The sequence below is a fragment of the Streptococcus oralis genome (assembly GCF_023611505.1).
Lineage (GTDB): Bacteria > Bacillota > Bacilli > Lactobacillales > Streptococcaceae > Streptococcus > Streptococcus oralis_CT.
The window spans coordinates 1464740-1483249 of sequence record NZ_CP097843.1 but is presented as its reverse complement, the minus strand read 5'-3'; the positions used below and the strand labels follow the sequence as shown (position 1 = coordinate 1483249).

Sequence of the window (18510 nt, the reverse complement as noted above, 5' to 3'; positions counted from 1 at the left end):
TAGAAAGAGTGGATGTTTTTTTGATAACTCCTACTTATGAATGGCAGTTTGCTCCGCAAGTTGAAGATGCGGATTTTACAAAGATAGCCAAGAAGGCTGGACTGGGTCCTGAGGTGGCGCGGTTATTATTTGAAAGAGGAATTCAAGACGAAGAAAGCCTGAAGAAGTTTTTAGAACCTTCCTTGGAGAACTTGCATGACCCCTACTTGCTCCATGATATGGACAAGGCAGTGGAACGGATTCGTCAGGCCATTGAAGCAGGGGAAAATATTCTCATCTATGGAGATTACGATGCGGATGGCATGACTTCAGCTTCTATTGTTAAGGAAAGTTTGGAACAACTTGGTGCCGAGTGCCGTGTTTACTTACCCAATCGCTTTACCGATGGCTATGGTCCCAATGCCAGTGTCTATAAATACTTTATCGAGCAAGAGGGAATTTCCTTGATTGTGACAGTGGATAATGGAGTTGCTGGTCACGAGGCCATTAAACTGGCCCAGTCTATGGGAGTGGATGTCATTGTGACTGACCACCATTCCATGCCGGAAACCCTGCCAGCTGCCTATGCCATTGTCCACCCTGAGCATCCAGACGCGGACTATCCTTTCAAATATCTAGCTGGATGTGGAGTGGCCTTTAAGCTAGCTTGTGCCCTTTTAGAAGAAGTGCAAGTGGAACTACTGGATTTGGTTGCTATCGGAACTATTGCCGATATGGTGAGTTTGACGGATGAAAACCGTATCATGGTTCAGTATGGTCTGGAAATGTTGGGGCATACTCAACGCATCGGTCTACAAGAAATGCTGGACATGGCTGGGATTGTTGCCAACGAAGTGACGGAAGAAACAGTTGGTTTTCAGATTGCCCCTCGTTTAAATGCCTTAGGCCGCTTGGACGACCCCAATCCCGCCATTGATTTGTTGACTGGATTTGATGATGAGGAAGCACATGAGATTGCTCTTATGATTCACCAGAAAAATGAAGAGCGCAAGGAAATCGTGCAATCTATCTATGAAGAAGCCAAGACCATGGTGGTTCCTGAGAAGAAGGTACAAGTCCTAGCCAAAGAAGGTTGGAATCCTGGAGTTCTAGGAATCGTAGCTGGGCGCTTGCTGGAAGAACTTGGACAGACAGTCATAGTACTTAATATAGAAGACGGTCGTGCCAAGGGCAGTGCTCGTAGCGTGGAAGCTGTCGATATTTTTGAAGCCTTGGATCCCCATCGAGAGCTCTTTATCGCCTTTGGAGGCCATGCTGGTGCGGCGGGCATGACGCTAGAAGTGGAGAAGCTTTCAGATTTATCTCAGGTCTTGGAAGACTATATCCGTGAAAAAGGTGCAGATGCTAGTGGTAAGAACAAGTTAAATCTAGATGAAGAGTTGGATTTGGAGACACTTAGCTTAGAAACGGTCAAAAACTTTGAACGTTTGGCACCTTTTGGTATGGACAATCAGAAACCTGTTTTTTACATCAGAGATTTCACTGTCGAGAGTGCTCGTAGTATGGGGGCGGGAAATACTCACCTCAAACTAAAAATTTCTAAGGGAGAAGCTAGTTTTGAAGTGGTGGCCTTCGGACAAGGTAGATGGGCGACGGAGTTTGCTCAAACCAAGAATCTAGAATTGGCAGTCACCCTGTCTGTCAACCAATGGAATGGCCAAACCGCTCTCCAGTTGATGATGGTGGATGCGCAAGTGGAAGGCGTTCAACTCTTTAACATTCGTGGGAAGAATGCAGTCTTGCCAGAGGGAGTTCCAGTCTTGGACTTTTCTGGAGAATTGCCAGAATTAGAGACCAGTGATGCTGTGGTTGTAAAAACCATTCCTGAGGATATTACCCTGCTGAAGACCATTTTTCAGGAACAGAATTTCTCTGCTGTCTATTTCAAAAATGATATTGACAAGGCCTACTACCTAACAGGTTATGGGACTAGAGAGCAGTTTGCCAAATTATACAAAACCATCTACCAATTCCCAGAGTTCGATATTCGCTATAAGCTCAAAGATTTGGCGGCTTATCTCAATATCCAACAAATCTTGCTGGTCAAGATGATCCAAGTCTTTGAGGAACTGGGCTTTGTAACTATCAAAGATGGTGTCATGACTGTCAATAAAGAAGCGCCGAAAAGGGAAATCGCTGAAAGTCAGATTTACCAAAATCTCAAACAAACTGTCAAAGACCAAGAAATGCTGGCGCTGGGGACAGTGCAAGAAATGTATAACTTTTTGATGAGAAAAGAGTAGAAGTTAGGAAAGAGTTGGGCAACCAGCTCTTTTTTGAAAACAAATCTTCATTTTGAAAATCATCAAAAAAATGGTATAATGGTAGGAAAAGATTCGGCTGAAAGTTTTAGAACTTTTAGAATAAGAGGGTAAACCTACCCTATAATCAAGATAAATTAAGTTTCGGAGGGAAAATGAGTAATATCAGTTTAACAACACTAGGTGGTGTACGAGAAAATGGGAAAAATATGTATATTGCTGAGATTGACAATTCAATTTTTGTTTTGGATGCGGGGCTTAAATACCCTGAAAATGAACAACTTGGGGTCGACGTCGTCATACCAAATATGGACTACCTTTTTGAAAATAGCGACCGTATCGCTGGGGTCTTCTTGACCCATGGACATGCGGATGCCATTGGAGCTTTGCCTTACCTTTTGGCAGAAGCGAAGGTGCCTGTGTTTGGCTCTGAGTTGACCATTGAGTTGGCGAAACTCTTTGTCAAAGGAAATGATACGGTTAAGAAATTCAATGACTTCCATGTTATCGATGAGGATACGGAGATTGATTTTGGAGGGACTGTGGTTTCCTTCTTCCGTACAACTCACTCCATCCCAGAAAGTTTGGGAGTCGTCTTGAAAACTCCAAAAGGGAACATTGTTTACACAGGCGACTTCAAATTTGACCAGACGGCTAGTGAATCCTATGCGACGGATTTTGCACGTTTAGCCGAAATCGGACGTGACGGTGTCTTGGCACTTCTCAGTGATTCTGCGAATGCAGACAGCAATATTCAGGTGGCGAGCGAGAGTGAAGTTGGGGATGAAATTACCCAAACCATCGCTGACTGGGACGGTCGTATCATCGTTGCAGCAGTTGCCAGCAACCTTTCTCGTATCCAGCAGGTTTTTGATGCAGCTGCGGAGACTGGTCGCCGAGTCGTTTTGACTGGATTTGATGTTGAAAATATCGTTCGTACAGCGATTCGTCTCAAAAAATTGTCTCTAGCTAATGAAAGCCTTTTGATTAAACCAAAAGAAATGTCTCGTTTTGAAGACCATGAGTTGATTATCCTAGAGACAGGTCGTATGGGTGAACCCATCAATGGACTTCGCAAGATGTCTGTTGGGCGCCACCGTTATGTAGAAATCAAGGATGGGGACTTGGTTTATATTGTAACAACTCCATCCACCGCCAAAGAAGCGGTTGTGGCTCGCGTTGAAAATATGATCTACCAAGCTGGTGGTGTGGTAAAACTCATTACCCAGAGTTTGCGAGTATCAGGACACGGAAATGCGCGTGATTTGCAGTTGATGATCAATCTTTTGCAACCGAAATATCTTTTCCCTGTACAAGGGGAGTACCGTGAGTTGGATGCGCATGCCAAGGCTGCCATGGCAGTTGGAATGTTGCCAGAGCGCATTTTCATCCCTAAAAAGGGAACGATCATGTCCTATGAACATGGAGACTTCGTTCCAGCTGGAGCAGTTTCTGCAGGCGATGTTATGATTGATGGAAATGCCATTGGTGATGTTGGGAATGTCGTTCTTCGCGACCGTAAGGTCTTGTCAGAGGATGGAATCTTTATCGTGGCGATCACTGTTAACCGTCGTGAGAAGAAGATTGTGGCTAAGGCTCGTGTTCATACGCGTGGATTTATCTACCTTAAGAAGAGTCGCGACATTCTCCGTGAAAGTTCCGAATTGATTAACCAAACGGTAGAAGAGTATCTTCAAGGTGATGACTTTGATTGGGCAGATCTCAAAGGCAAGGTTCGTGACAATCTGACCAAGTACCTCTTTGATCAAACCAAGCGTCGCCCAGCAATCTTGCCAGTCGTGATGGAAGCAAAATAATAAGCAGAATACCTACAGAAAAAGTCGAAATTCGGCTTTTTCTTATAGAATAGTAAAAGGAGAGATTCATGGCGGTTATGAATATTGAGTATTACTCAGAAGTTTTGGATATGGAGTGGGGTGTTACCGTACTCTATCCAGATGGCAGTCGGGTGACTGAACCAGATTGCACAGATATTCCTGTCCTTTATCTTTTGCACGGAATGTCAGGAAATCAAAATAGCTGGCTCAAGCGAACTAATGTCGAACGCTTGTTGCGCGGGACCAATCTCATTGTCATCATGCCCAATACTAGCAATGGCTGGTACACAGATACCCAGTATGGCTATAACTACTATACAGCTCTAGCAGAAGAACTCCCCCAAGTCATGAAACGTTTCTTTCCCAATATGACCAGCAAGCGAGAAAAGACCTTCATAGCAGGTCTGTCCATGGGTGGCTACGGCTCCTTCAAACTCGCTCTCGCTACCAATCGTTTTTCTCATGCGGCTAGTTTTTCTGGCGCGCTCAGTTTTCAAGAATTCTCTCCTGAAAGCCAGGATCTGGAATCTCTTGCCTACTGGCGAGGAGTTTTTGGAGAAATCAAAGACTGGACAGCTAGTCCTCATTCGCTTGAAAGTCTAGCTGCGAAATCGGATAAAAAGACCAAACTATGGGCTTGGTGTGGAGAGCAAGACTATCTCTACTCTGCCAATAATCTCGCAGTGAAAAACCTCAAAAATCTTGGTTTTGAGGTGACCTATAGTCATAATCCAGGTAAGCACGAGTGGTACTACTGGGAAAAACAATTGGAACGTTTTTTAGCTACTCTACCAATTGACTTTGTCTTGGAAGAACGCTTATCTTAGTTTTAGGTTTCTTTCAGCTTTATTCAGTAAAATAGAGAATCTATCTTGATCAGGGAAAATGCGATTTCAAGATAGGTTCTTATTTTTATGAAAGGTGGAGCGTCATGTTCTGGATTATTCGATTATTGTTCCGATTTCTGTTGGGAATTTGGCGTTTCTTCTGGCGTCTGGTTTGGACTGTGGTTATTCTACTTCTCATTGCTTTTGGAGTGGTTTGGTATCTGACAGGTGATTTTCATTCTGCGGTCAATCAGGTTGAAAAAATGAGTAAGATTGGTCAAGGTGGCTGGAATCAATGGAAGGAGACGGGAACGCTGGAAGTCTTGTCTCAGACAGACAGTCACCAACATGCAGAAGGCAAGTGGGCTCAGGCCTCAGCTCGCATCTATATTGAGCCTCAAATGGATGAGACCTTCCAAGGTGCCTATGCAGAAGCCATAAAAAACTGGAATCAAACGGGAGCCTTTACCTTTGAGGTGGTTGCGGATCCTAGCCAGGCAGATATTGTGGCAAGTGAGATGAATGATGGATCGACCGCTGTAGCAGGTCAAGCCGAGAGTCAAACCAATTTGTTAACCAAACAATTTATATCTGTAACGGTTCGCCTGAATCACTATTATCTATCCAATCCAAACTATGGTTATTCTTATGACCGGATCGTGCACACGGCGGAGCACGAGCTGGGGCATGCCATCGGATTGGATCATACCAACGAAACTTCTGTCATGCAGCCGGCAGGTTCCTACTATGGGATTCAGCCCCAGGATGTGAAAGCTGTTCAAGAACTCTATACCAGTAGCGACTAGATGAAGTCGATACAATCTAAAATAAAATCAAAGCTCCTCCATCAAGTGATCGGTGGGGCTTTTTGTTCGTCCTGTTACAGGCTTTTTGCTATAATGGAACTATGAATAACTTGATCAAATCAAAACTAGAGCTCTTGCCGACCAGCCCTGGTTGTTACATTCACAAAGATAAAAACGGCACCATTATCTATGTCGGAAAGGCTAAAAATCTGCGCAACCGTGTGCGGTCTTATTTCCGTGGAAGTCATGATACCAAGACAGAGGCTCTGGTGTCTGAGATTGTGGATTTCGAATTTATCGTTACCGAGTCCAATATCGAGGCCCTCCTGCTGGAAATCAACCTCATCAAGGAAAATCAGCCCAAGTACAATATCATGCTCAAGGATGATAAGTCCTATCCCTTCATCAAAATCACCAATGAGCGCTATCCTCGTTTGATTATTACCCGTCAGGTCAAGAAGGATGGAGGTCTTTATTTCGGTCCCTATCCAGATGTGGGGGCAGCCAATGAAATCAAGCGGCTCTTGGATCGGATTTTTCCTTTTCGGAAATGTACCAATCCACCTTCTAAGGTTTGTTTCTATTACCATATCGGTCAGTGTATGGCCCACACTATCTGTAAGAAGGATGAGGCCTATTTCAAGTCTATGGCTCAGGAAGTTTCTGACTTCTTAAAAGGGCAGGATGACAAAATCATCGATGATCTTAAGGGTAAAATGGCAGTGGCAGCACAAAGTATGAAGTTTGAACGTGCGGCAGAATACCGCGATTTGATTCAGGCAATAGGCACTCTAAGGACTAAGCAGCGGGTCATGGCTAAAGACCTCCAAAACCGTGATGTCTTTGGTTACTATGTGGACAAGGGCTGGATGTGTGTCCAGGTTTTCTTTGTCCGTCAGGGCAAGCTCATCGAGCGAGATGTCAATCTCTTCCCTTACTACAACGATCCGGACGAGGATTTTTTGACCTATGTAGGACAATTTTATCAAGAAAAATCTCACCTGGTTCCTAATGAGGTATTGATTCCACAGGATATCGATGAAGAAGCTGTCAAGGCCTTGGTGGATACCAAGATTCTCAAGCCCCAGCGTGGTGAGAAAAAACAGCTGGTCAATCTAGCCATAAAAAATGCCCGTGTTAGTCTGGAGCAGAAGTTCAATCTGCTAGAAAAATCTGTCGAGAAGACCCAAGGAGCTATTGAAAATCTGGGACGCTTGCTCCAAATACCGACTCCAGTTCGCATCGAGTCCTTCGATAACTCTAATATCATGGGAACCAGTCCTGTTTCAGCCATGGTGGTCTTTGTTAACGGAAAACCGAGTAAAAAAGATTACCGTAAATACAAAATCAAGACGGTTGTTGGACCAGACGACTATGCTAGTATGAGAGAAGTCATTCGCAGACGCTATGGCCGAGTTCAACGAGACGGTTTGACTCCTCCTGATTTGATTGTCATTGATGGAGGACAAGGTCAAGTCAATATTGCTAAGCAAGTCATTCAAGAGGAGCTGGGCTTGGACATTCCGATTGCTGGGCTGCAAAAAAATGACAAGCACCAAACCCATGAACTGCTCTTTGGAGATCCGCTTGAGGTGGTGGAGTTGTCTCGTAATTCTCAGGAATTTTTCCTTCTCCAACGCATCCAGGATGAGGTGCACCGCTTTGCTATCACTTTCCACCGCCAACTGCGCTCCAAAAACTCCTTTTCATCACAACTGGATGGGATTGAAGGTTTGGGACCTAAACGCAAGCAGAATCTTATGAAGCATTTTAAATCTCTCACTAAAATCAAGGAAGCTAGTGTAGATGAAATTGTCGAAGTTGGTGTTCCAAGAGCAGTCGCAGAAGCTGTTCATAGAAAGTTGAACCCTCACGAAGAAGTGGAATGGGCTCAAGTAGCGGAACCATTAAAAGAATTAGAATAAGTATCTAGATAGAAAGTAGAAGAAATGAATAGGATTGAGATTGACAGAGATATACTCCTTTTTTTACGATTTGCTTACTTTGGAAATTCAAAAGATTTATTTTTAGCTGCAACTACTCGAGCCTATCTTGATTTTAATCGAACCTTGCGATTTCATGGCATGCCAGATGAACAGCGCTTGGAGATGAGAAATCGAACTACTAAGTGTATCAAAGAAGCGATTTTAAATCTCTTGAATCGGTACAAGTTGTGTCAAACTGATTTTGATAGTTGGCATCATAGGACTTGTGATGTTCTGATAGATTGCTATCGCTCAAATGGGATTCGATTCACTTATGGTCATGCTCAAAAGTGGATTAATATGACTTTCAAGTATCTGTATATGCTTGAAGCTGTAACCCTAGACTTCGTTTTTCCTTTTTTACACGTACCGATAGATAACATCGTGTTAGAGAGGGCAAACAAACAGTTGTGTATCCCAAGACCTTCTCAAGTGTGGAGTAGTTGGGGAGATTACGCTTTCTATCTTCGATATCAAGGTTATTTGAGACAAAGAATAGGCAAGGAAGATCCTCTTCGTTGGGAGTTTCACAATTGGCTAGATGAAATAGAAAAAGGAAAACCATCATGAACCATAAAATCGCAATTTTATCAGATATTCATGGCAATGTGACAGCGCTAGAAGCGGTGATTGCGGATTTATTGGCAGAACTGTATAGTTAATATATAAAGAAAGGTCGTATAAGCGGCCTTTTGTGCTATAATGGAAAAGAAGTGAGCCAGAATGGAGTGCCGGTTATGATACCTATAGAAAAATCAAATACGTCTAAAGTTGAGAAGTTTTGCTTGGAATTATATAAAAAAATGAATTTTCGACATTATCCTGAATTTAAAGATGAGTTAAATAACTGGGTTGTAAATAATATACCGGGACTTGAGAGTGAACAGGATGCTTTTCTAAAGATAATGTCTGCGGATTATTTATTTTTAGAGGAATGTAAGAAATTGTTGAATAATTTTATTGTTAATGAACCTAAATTAACAGAGTATCTAAAAAAATCCTATGACAAGATTGATTCCCAACTAAGAAAGAAAATAATTGATTTAAAGAACATTTCGGTATGCCCGTATTGTAATCGTAATTATATAAACTCGACCTATAAAGTGTTTACATGTAATAACTGTAATCAAGATTTATTGGTAATTGACGGGACTGAAAAAGAATGTCCGGGTTGCAAACAAGAAATTAACGATCAGACTAAAGTAGTAAACACTGCTCAACTAGACCACTTTTTTTCAAAAGACAGCTATCCGTTATTTGCAGTTTCATTTTATAATTTAATTCCTAGCTGCTATAGCTGTAATCATGTAAAATCCAATAAGGATATAAAATATAGTCCCTATGACACTAGTTTTCCATTCGATAATGTAAAATTTACATACGTTCTAAAGTCTGCTGATGAGATTGAAATCAAAATTAATTCTCATGATTCGGACTTTAAAAATGGAATTCGTGTTTTGGGTATAGAGGAGCTATATCAAGGCCATATTGATGTAGTCAATGAATTGATTTGGAAAAAAGAAGTCTATACAGATAGTTATAGAGATGGTTTATCAAAAATCTTAGATCAAACAAATCTTGCATTGAACAAGGCTGAGGTGAATCGCTTTATAACAGGATACTACACAGACAAAGAAAATTATGGGAATAGACCACTTTCAAAAATGGTTACAGATATTAGCAAAGAAATTGGGCTAGTAGTAGGAGAAGAAGAATGAAATTAATTGCTTTGGTGATTAAACAGTATGATGAGCTTTTTAAGAATCAGATTTTTAATTTTTCAGATGAATATAAAGTTGATTTTAACTTTGAAACGAATGAACTTAAAATTGATAAAAATTTAGACTATATTGAAAACTTTTATGGAGAGTCTATTTATAATATTTCACCAATAGTTGGGATAAATGGGACTGGGAAGACAACTGTTTTAAACATAATTAGCGACTATACACCATATAAATTCGTACCAAATCCTGATAATCAATATCTTGTCCTTTTTGAACTTGGAAAGCAGGAAGATCGAGTAAGATTTAAGGTTTCTTCCAATAATTTATTTGTTGATACTGATGGCAATCAAAACAGGAGTTTTAATTATAATCTAGAAGATAATTCTGAGTCTCAAAAGATCCTATACGTTAATTTGCTAAATAAGGGGGGAGGGACTATTGGATATCATACAACAATGAATCAAGATGGACTGGCGATGTTTATAAACTCATATCTGTGGTTAAGCGATCGTAAAATTATTAGTTCAGTTTTGTCTTGTTCATTAGAGATTGAACCTTATGGTTTAAAAGATTATTCTAACTCAATTCCAAGAGGGATAAACGCCATAGGATTTTTAATATATAAGTCCATACATAATATTTTTTATGAAGAAGTTGAATTCATAAAGAAATTTTTATCTGAACCTTTATTATCGAAATGTAAAAAATATTTAGAAGAAGATGTTTCTGATTATGAGAACTCTGGATTTAATTTACTTTTAGAAATAGTAAAAGAATTAGACGAAAATGAAGTAAAAAATGAAACTAGGAAAATTATAAAAGAGTATGTTGAGTCAATAATTGGTATTGTTATTATTTTTATAGAAATCCGAGAAAATGGTTCTTTAGTTGAAAGTAATTCTTCTTCAATTTTGTTAAAATATACCAATAATAATAGATTTTTATTTGAGAAGCTTAATGACAGACTACTTCAGTATACAAAATCAAAAGAATCAACGCGTGATTTATGTTATAATTTAAATGAAAACTTTAATAATTATAATTTGATAAGAGAAACTCCTAATTATCATATGTCAACTGGGGAAGGGAACTTAATTGAAATTTTTTCACAACTTTTTACGTATCTAAAGATTCATGAAGGAAATGTTGATAATATTGTATTACTAGTTGACGAAATAGAAACAGCTATGCATTTAGAATGGTCTAGGAGATTAATTAAAATTCTGATTAATAATCTTTCTGAAATATTAGAAGACGAGGGAAAGGATAGGAAGATTCAACTCATCTTCACAACCCACTCTCCCTATATGTTATCTGATATTAAACCAGGAAATGTGATTATGATTGAAAAAAATCAAGAAACGGGATATTCAGAAGGAAAAGTTTTGCAAAATACTTTCGCTAAGAATATACAAGAAATCATGAAGGAAAATTTGATTGATAATATTTATGGTGATTTTGCCTTAGCAAAGATTAATTCTATGATTGAAAGACTTAATGGAGAAGAGGAGCAGGAAGAAAATGAAGAAGAACTATTAAAAGAAATTCATTTGATCAGCGAGCCCATTCTTCGTAATAAATTATTAGAGATATATGATAAGAAATACAATACCTCAGAATTTAGTATTGAAAAACAACTACAGAAGTTGAATCTGAATGAGGAACAACGCCAGAAGATCAGAGAAATGATTGAAGAAAATACAAGGAATACATAATGTCTGTAAATAAATGGCTTGAAATACTAATGTAAATGAATATTAGAAGGTAATAATATGAACCATAAAATCGCAATTTTATCAGATATTCATGGCAATGTGACAGCGCTAGAAGCGGTGATTGCGGATGCTAAAACTCAAGGAGCCAGTGAATATTGGCTTATGGGAGATATTTTTCTTCCTGGTCCAGGTGCAAATGACTTGGTCGCCCTGCTAAAGGACCTTCCTATCACAGCAAGTGTTCGAGGCAATTGGGATGATTGTGTCCTTGAGGCTTTAGATGGGCAATATGGCTTAGAAGACCCACAGGAAGTCCAGCTCATGCGATTGACCCAGTTTTTGATGGAGCGAATGGATCCTGAAATGATTGTCTGGCTACGAAACTTACCTATGCTAGAAAAGAAAGAAGTTGATGGACTGCGCTTTTCTCTTTCTCATAATTTACCTGAAAAAAACTATGGTGGGGACCTGTCTGTTGGGAATGATACAGAGAAATTTGACCAACTCCTAGATGAGGAAACGGACCTGGCAGTCTATGGTCATGTCCACAAGCAGTTGCTTCGTTACGGCAGTAAAGGTCAACAAATCATCAATCCAGGTACGATTGGCATGCCCTATTTTGATTGGGAGGCGTTAAAAAATCACCGTGCCCAGTATGCCGTGATAGAAGTAGAAGATGGGGAATTGGTAAACATTCTATTCCGAAAAGTTTCTTATGATTATGAAGCGGAGTTAGAATTGGCCAAGTCTCAGGGCCTTCCCTTTATCGAAATGTATGAAGAACTACGTTGTGAAGATAACTATCAGGGGCACAATTTGGAACTTTTGGCTAGTTTAATCGAAAAGCATGGGTATGTAGAGGAGGTAAAGAATTATTTTGACTTCTTGCAAAGTGAGAAATAAAATGGACGCCCTTAATTTGAAGTGAGGTTTGTAGTCGAATCGCTTAGAAAAGAGTTAGACGATGATAAGGAAAAAGAGATAGCTCAGCTAAAGTTTGACATTGAAATTATTTTGTTATACAATGAACTTAATTCTTAATATAAAGGAGAACATTATGAAGAAAATTATTACAGCCAGTATGGCTCTTTTATCTGTTGTTGTTTTAGCAGCATGTTCAGGGAAAACAACGTCTGATTCTTCGACTAAGGCTTCAAGCTCTGTAGAACAAACTTCTTCTTCAGAGACTTCATCAACAACGTCTAGTTCAAAGGCAGAAAATAATGAGGTTGTTTTGATCACCGATGAAGAAATTGACAATGCTAAAACTGTTGGAGATGTGAAGAAAGTCTTTGGTAAACTAGTCGACAATTATAAAAAGCATGCAGTTGAAATTGGGGAAAAAATTCCAGAGAGTGGAAAAGAAGCATATAACGCCCAAGTTGAACCAGCGCTTAAGTCTATGGAGACTGTAAGAGAGTCATTTAACGAAAGCCTTTCAAGTATTGGTTCTGATGATACAGTAGTGCCAGAACAAACTCGTACTCTATTTGTTCAACAATTGAAAACTGGACGTGATACAATGAAGAAAGCGCTGGAAGCGGCTTATAAAGCAGTTGCTCCATACACATCTGGTCAATAATATGAGAAAGTAGGTGAGTTATCACCTGCTTTTTGATTTGTTTAAATCCAAAACGATACCTACTTAAAGAGCTACAAGTGAATAGTAGAGAGTTTGAAAGAAGTACTAACTCTATGAAAAATCTCTGCAAGCTCTTTCAAAATATGGTAAAATGGAAGCAGTAGAATTAGAAAAGGAAATCGATTATGAAATTTCTTGAATTAAATAAAAAACGTCATGCGACTAAGCATTTTACTGATAAACCAGTGGATCCCAAAGATGTGCGTACGGCTATCGAAATCGCAACCTTGGCTCCAAGTGCCCACAATAGCCAGCCATGGAAATTCGTGGTGGTTCGTGAGAAAAATGCTGAATTGGCAAAGTTGGCTTATGGTTCGAACTTTGAGCAGGTATCATCAGCACCTGTAACCATTGCCTTGTTTACTGATACAGACCTTGCCAAACGTGCCCGCAAGATTGCCCGCGTCGGTGGTGCAAAGAATTTCTCAGAAGAGCAACTTCAATACTTTATGAAAAATTTGCCTGCCGAGTTTGCGCGTTACAATGAACAACAAGTCAGCGACTACTTGGCTCTTAATGCAGGACTAGTAGCTATGAACTTGGTTCTTGCTTTGACTGACCAGGGAATTGGTTCAAACATTATCCTTGGTTTTGATAAATCAAAAGCCAATGAGGTTTTGAACATCGAAGACCGTTTCCGCCCAGAACTCTTGATTACGGTAGGTTACACTGACGAAAAATTGGAACCAAGCTACCGCTTGCCAGTAGATGAAATCATTGAGAAAAGATAGAAAGAAGAAAAAATGACAGCAATTGATTTTACAGCAGAAGTAGAAAAACGCAAAGAAGACCTCTTGGCTGACTTGTTTAGCCTTTTAGAAATCAACTCCGAACGTGATGACAGCAAGGCAGATGAGCAGCATCCATTTGGACCTGGTCCAGTAAAAGCCTTGGAAAAATTCCTTGAAATCGCAGATCGTGATGGCTATCCAACTCAAAATGTTGATAACTATGCCGGACATTTTGAGTTTGGTGAAGGGGAAGAAGTTCTCGGAATCTTTGCCCATATGGACGTGGTACCAGCTGGTAGCGGTTGGGATACAGACCCTTATACACCAACTATCAAAGACGGTCGCCTCTATGCGCGTGGAGCATCTGACGACAAGGGCCCTACAACAGCTTGCTATTATGGTTTGAAAATCATCAAAGAACTGGGCCTTCCAACTTCTAAAAAAGTTCGTTTCATCGTCGGAACAGACGAAGAATCTGGCTGGGCAGACATGGACTACTACTTTGAACATGTAGGGCTTGCGAAACCAGACTTTGGTTTCTCTCCAGATGCTGAATTCCCTATCATCAACGGTGAAAAAGGAAATATCACAGAATATCTTCACTTTGCGGGTGAAAATACTGGTGCTGCCCGTCTTCACAGTTTTACAGGTGGTTTACGTGAAAACATGGTACCTGAATCAGCGACAGCAGTTGTTTCAGGTGACTTGGCTGACTTGCAAGGAAAACTAGATGCCTTCGTCACTGAACACAAACTCAGAGGAGAAATCCAAGAAGAAGCTGGCAAATACAAGGTGGCTATTATTGGTAAATCAGCCCACGGTGCTATGCCTGCTTCAGGTGTCAATGGTGCGACATATCTTGCCCTCTTCCTCAGCCAGTTTGCCTTTGAAGGACCTGCAAAAGACTACCTTGACATTGCTGGTAAGATTCTCTTGAACGACCATGAGGGTACAAATCTCAAGGTTGCTCATGTAGATGAAAAGATGGGTGCCCTTTCTATGAATGCGGGTGTCTTCCGCTTTGATGAAACAAGTGCTGACAATACCATTGCCCTTAACTTCCGTTATCCAAAAGGAACAAGCCCAGAGCATATCAAGTCAATCCTTGAAAACTTGCCAGTTGCTTCTGTTAGTCTTTCTGAACACGGTCACACCCCTCACTATGTGCCAATGGAAGATCCGCTTGTGCAAACCTTGTTGAATGTCTATGAAAAACAAACTGGTCTTAAAGGTCACGAACAAGTCATCGGTGGTGGTACCTTTGGTCGTTTGCTGGAACGTGGGGTTGCCTATGGTGCCATGTTCCCGGACTCAATCGATACCATGCACCAAGCCAATGAATTTATCGCCTTGGACGATCTCTTCCGAGCAGCAGCAATCTATGCTGAAGCTATTTATGAACTGATCAAATAAAATGTTAGAAGTCTGAGATTGTATGCTTGGACTTCTTTTTGGAGGGAAAACAGATGTCTCAAATTGAAAGAATCAAGCAAGCCATTATGGCGGATCCGCAAAATACCAGCTATACAGAACGCAGAATTGCACCTCTCTTTGCAGCGCCAACAACTGCTCGTATCAATATTGTCGGTCAAGCTCCGGGCTTTAAAACGCAAGAAGCTGGAATTTATTGGAAGGATAAGAGTGGTGATCGTCTGCGTGAGTGGCTAGGTGTTGATGAAGACACCTTTTACAATTCGGGGTTGTTTGCAGTTATTCCCATGGACTTTTATTTCCCAGGACATGGAAAATCAGGCGACCTTCCACCTCGTAAAGGTTTTGCCGAAAAATGGCATCCGCAACTCCTCAAGGAATGTCCAAATATTGAATTGACCCTTTTGATTGGACAATATGCTCAGGCATATTATCTTCATGAGAAGGTTAGTGGCAAGGTAACAGAGCGGGTAAAACATTACAAAGACTATTTGCCTGAGTATTTTCCCCTAGTTCACCCTTCTCCTCGTAATCAAATCTGGATGGCTAAGAATCCTTGGTTTGAGTCAGAAGTGGTGCCAGATTTGAAAGCATTGGTACAAAAGATTATTCATCAATAAAGGAGAAAAACTATGGATGCTTATCAACAAGTAGCTAATAAGTTGCAAGAGTTGGGAATTACCTTTGATGTGGTGGAGCACCCACCTGTATTTACGACAGAGCAGGCGGATAGCTATATTGAAGGAATGGAAGGAGTCCGGACTAAGTCCATGTTTTTGACCAATAGAAAGAAAACCCAGTACTATCTGCTCATCATGGACGACAAGAAACGATTGGATATGGATGACTTTAAAGTTCAAGTGGGAGCCGATCGGATTCGAATGGCCTCATTGGACTCCTTGGTTGAGAAAATGACCCTACCAGCAGGAACGGTATCACCTTTTGGTTTGTTAAATAATGAAGAAAAAGATATTCTAGTTTATTTTGATAAGGACATTGTATCGGAGGATATCATGACTTTCCATCCCAATACTAATGAAAAGACCATCTTTATCAAAAGCAAAGACTTGTTCCGATTTTTAGAGTCGATTGGATTTACCTATGGGGTTTTAATCTTGTCTTAATGGCATCAAAAAGGAGAAAAAGAACGGAAGAAATTTCCTTTGTCGCATTTTACTAGTTTTACCAAAACGACCAACTTTCTCTAGTAGATGTGAGAGAAGTGGAAGAGTTGGACAATGAGCAGTTGTATTATGTCATTTGTAAATCAGGGATGAGATCAGCTCGTGCTTGCCAGTTCTTAGAGGAGAATGGATGCAAGGTTATCAATGTCCAAGGTGGCATGATGGTCTTTGAAAATCTTTAAAATTTTGCATTTCTCTTACTTGGTGTGGACTAGGTAGGAGAAATTTGTTTTTAGACAATTCTTATTTTTGAAAATATTGAAAACATTCAATGATTAATTTTGGATGCTTTTTTCAAAGTCTTAATCATGGTATACTAGGTCAGTATTTTAGAAATATGAAGGAGATTTTTATGGCTAAAAAAGGTGCCCTAACAGGCTTGCTCCTGTTTGGAATATTTTTTGGTGCGGGGAACTTGATTTTTCCACCTTCTCTAGGTGCCCTATCTGGAGAACAGTTTCTTCCTGCCATCGCAGGTTTTGTATTTTCGGGTGTCGGGATTGCTGTCCTAACGCTCATCATCGGAACGCTAAACCCTAAAGGTTACATTCACGAGATTTCTAAGAAAATCTCACCTTGGTTTGCGACGCTTTATCTTGCAGTCCTCTATCTATCGATTGGCCCATTCTTTGCTATCCCACGTACAGCAACAACAGCTTATGAGGTCGGCATCAGCCCCCTCTTGTCTGAAGCAAATAAAGGGCTTGGATTGATTATCTTTACCGTGCTATATTTTGCAGCGGCCTATCTGATCTCGCTCAATCCTTCAAAGATTTTGGACCGCATTGGACGTATCTTAACGCCAGTCTTTGCTTTGTTGATCGTTATCTTGGTTGTACTAGGTGCCTTCAAATATGGTGAAACCAGCCCTCAAGCGGCTTCAGCAGCCTATCAATCTTCTGCCTTTGGTACAGGTTTCCTAGAAGGTTATAACACCTTGGATGCCCTAGCCTCAGTCGCTTTTAGTGTGATTGCTGTTCAAACCTTGAAACAACTTGGCTTCTCCAGTAAGAAAGAATACATTTCAACTATTTGGGTGGTTGGTATCGTTGTAGCTCTTGCCTTTAGCGCTCTCTATATTGGTCTAGGATTCCTTGGAAATCATTTCCCAGTTCCGGCAGAAGTCATGAAGGGTGGAACTCCAGGTGTTTATATCTTGTCACAAGCAACTCAGGAAATCTTTGGTTCAACGGCTCAACTCTTCCTTGCTGTTATGGTAACTGTAACCTGCTTCACAACGACAGTTGGCTTGATTGTGTCTACAGCTGAGTTCTTTAATGGACGTTTCCCACAAATCAGCTACAAGGTCTATGCAACTGCCTTTACCTTGATTGGATTTGCTATTGCAAATCTTGGTCTTGATGCAATCATTAAGTATTCAGTTCCAGTACTGGTAATCTTGTACCCAATCACCATCGCCATTGTGATGATTGTGATTGTTAATAAGTTTGTCGCCCTATCAAAACCAGGTATGCAGTTAACTATTGGGCTTGTTACAGCGATTGCTCTTGCAAGCGTCCTTGGAAGTTCTTTTAAGATTGAGTTTCTAGCAAATCTCGTCAATGCTCTTCCGTTTGCAGCTGCCTCTCTACCATGGCTAGTGCCAGCTATTATCGGAATCTTGCTTTCACTGGTTCTACCAAACAAACAAGAGAGTGACGTTTTTGAGATGGAATAAAAAAATTCTTGGTCATCGACCAAGAATTTTTTGTATAAGCACGACTCATTAGTTGGTTTGTTCAGTATAACCAGCTTCTTTAAGCATTTTTTTCGAGGCAGCAAAGCTTACACGGTTTCCAATACCAGAATATTCGTTCGGCATTGCTTTTTTCAATTCGTCAAGACTCGCGACAGTCATGTCAACCTCGATGTTTTGGATAACTTTTCCGTCTTGAATTTCAACTTTTTGTGTAACCCCTTTGACCCCTTCATAACCTTTATAAGTATCGTCAACAATTTCCTTAATACCTTCCGCGGTATTATTAAGTTTTTCAGGGTCAAGTACATTATGAACAGTTTGTTTTACAACGTCATCTCCCTTCACAGTATAAGTCAAGGTAGAATGAATCCCAGGTTTGCTATTGTGGACAAATGTGTGAGTTTCTGTCTCATCTTTCTTTTCAGATGATTGTTGACTGCTTTGTTTGGTCTCGCTTGACTGAGTTGTTGTGTCTTCTTTGCTACTGCTGCTAGCAGGTGTTGATGCCTGTTTGGAACATCCGAGTAGGAGGACAAGTGAAGCCACAAGGGCTAGTGATACTTTAAAGTAGGATTTCATATTTTTACTTTCCTTTCATAATCAAAGTATTTGTATTATAACATGGATCTATAGTGAAAGCAACTAAACACAGTTTTTCTCCTTT

General features: G+C 40.4%; 16 protein-coding genes and 2 pseudogenes. 17 read left to right on the top strand and 1 reads right to left on the bottom strand.

Features of this window, described 5'->3' with window-relative positions:
* Positions 1-20 precede the first annotated feature (20 nt).
* The 17 genes and pseudogenes from recJ to brnQ all read left to right on the top strand — a co-directional run bounded on the left by recJ (position 21) and on the right by brnQ (position 17825).
* Positions 21-2243 (top strand): single-stranded-DNA-specific exonuclease RecJ, encoded by a 2223-nt coding sequence (gene recJ, locus M9H69_RS07600; protein WP_250316176.1) that lies wholly within the window; start codon positions 21-23, stop codon positions 2241-2243.
* A 173-nt stretch (positions 2244-2416) separates the two neighbouring features.
* Positions 2417-4078 carry a ribonuclease J gene (locus M9H69_RS07595; RefSeq protein WP_247946051.1) on the top strand — a complete coding sequence of 554 codons (1662 nt, stop codon included), beginning with the start codon at positions 2417-2419 and terminating at the stop codon, positions 4076-4078.
* A gap of 68 nt (positions 4079-4146) precedes the next feature.
* A complete protein-coding gene (locus M9H69_RS07590) occupies positions 4147-4926 on the top strand; it encodes an alpha/beta hydrolase (protein WP_250315283.1) in 780 nt (259 codons plus the stop codon).
* A 104-nt stretch (positions 4927-5030) separates the two neighbouring features.
* Positions 5031-5732 carry a M57 family metalloprotease gene (locus M9H69_RS07585; protein WP_250315282.1) on the top strand — a complete coding sequence of 234 codons (702 nt, stop codon included), beginning with the start codon at positions 5031-5033 and terminating at the stop codon, positions 5730-5732.
* A 101-nt stretch (positions 5733-5833) separates the two neighbouring features.
* Entirely contained in the window at positions 5834-7657 is a 1824-nt protein-coding gene (gene uvrC / locus M9H69_RS07580) for an excinuclease ABC subunit UvrC (protein WP_250315281.1), read from the top strand.
* Between the two features lie 24 nt (positions 7658-7681).
* On the top strand, positions 7682-8287 hold the full coding sequence (locus M9H69_RS07575; RefSeq protein ID WP_250315280.1) for a hypothetical protein: 606 nt from the start codon (positions 7682-7684) through the stop codon (positions 8285-8287).
* A pseudogene (locus tag M9H69_RS10390) lies at positions 8284-8355 on the top strand (metallophosphoesterase family protein); the annotation flags it as partial. The gene M9H69_RS07575 and the pseudogene M9H69_RS10390, both read left to right, overlap by 4 nt.
* A gap of 75 nt (positions 8356-8430) precedes the next feature.
* Positions 8431-9435: a hypothetical protein gene (locus M9H69_RS07570; protein ID WP_250315279.1), complete on the top strand. Its 1005-nt coding sequence runs from the start codon at positions 8431-8433 to the stop codon at positions 9433-9435.
* A complete protein-coding gene (locus M9H69_RS07565; RefSeq protein WP_250315278.1) occupies positions 9432-11159 on the top strand; it encodes an AAA family ATPase in 1728 nt (575 codons plus the stop codon). The genes M9H69_RS07570 and M9H69_RS07565 overlap by 4 nt, the downstream gene beginning before the upstream one ends.
* 57 nt (positions 11160-11216) lie before the next feature.
* Positions 11217-12062 (top strand): metallophosphoesterase family protein, encoded by an 846-nt coding sequence (locus tag M9H69_RS07560; RefSeq protein WP_250315277.1) that lies wholly within the window; start codon positions 11217-11219, stop codon positions 12060-12062.
* A 154-nt stretch (positions 12063-12216) separates the two neighbouring features.
* Positions 12217-12741, top strand: a complete 525-nt coding sequence (locus M9H69_RS07555) for a hypothetical protein (protein WP_250315276.1) — start codon at positions 12217-12219, stop codon at positions 12739-12741.
* A 185-nt stretch (positions 12742-12926) separates the two neighbouring features.
* On the top strand, positions 12927-13532 hold the full coding sequence (locus tag M9H69_RS07550) for a nitroreductase family protein (protein WP_250315275.1): 606 nt from the start codon (positions 12927-12929) through the stop codon (positions 13530-13532).
* A 12-nt stretch (positions 13533-13544) separates the two neighbouring features.
* Positions 13545-14945, top strand: a complete 1401-nt coding sequence (pepV, locus tag M9H69_RS07545) for a dipeptidase PepV (protein ID WP_250315274.1) — start codon at positions 13545-13547, stop codon at positions 14943-14945.
* Positions 14946-14998: 53 nt separating this feature from the next.
* Positions 14999-15583 (top strand): uracil-DNA glycosylase family protein, encoded by a 585-nt coding sequence (locus tag M9H69_RS07540; protein WP_250315273.1) that lies wholly within the window; start codon positions 14999-15001, stop codon positions 15581-15583.
* Positions 15584-15595: 12 nt separating this feature from the next.
* Positions 15596-16087 carry a prolyl-tRNA synthetase associated domain-containing protein gene (locus tag M9H69_RS07535; RefSeq protein ID WP_250315272.1) on the top strand — a complete coding sequence of 164 codons (492 nt, stop codon included), beginning with the start codon at positions 15596-15598 and terminating at the stop codon, positions 16085-16087.
* Positions 16087-16329: pseudogene (locus tag M9H69_RS07530) on the top strand (rhodanese-like domain-containing protein). Before M9H69_RS07535 ends, M9H69_RS07530 begins: the two are co-directional and overlap by 1 nt.
* A 170-nt stretch (positions 16330-16499) precedes the next feature.
* Entirely contained in the window at positions 16500-17825 is a 1326-nt protein-coding gene (brnQ, locus tag M9H69_RS07525) for a branched-chain amino acid transport system II carrier protein (RefSeq protein WP_250315271.1), read from the top strand.
* Positions 17826-17873: 48 nt separating this feature from the next.
* Here brnQ and M9H69_RS07520 read toward each other — a convergent pair whose 3' ends face one another.
* Positions 17874-18425: a DUF1307 domain-containing protein gene (locus tag M9H69_RS07520; protein ID WP_250315270.1), complete on the bottom strand. Its 552-nt coding sequence runs from the start codon at positions 18423-18425 to the stop codon at positions 17874-17876.
* Between the last annotated feature and the right edge of the window lie 85 nt (positions 18426-18510).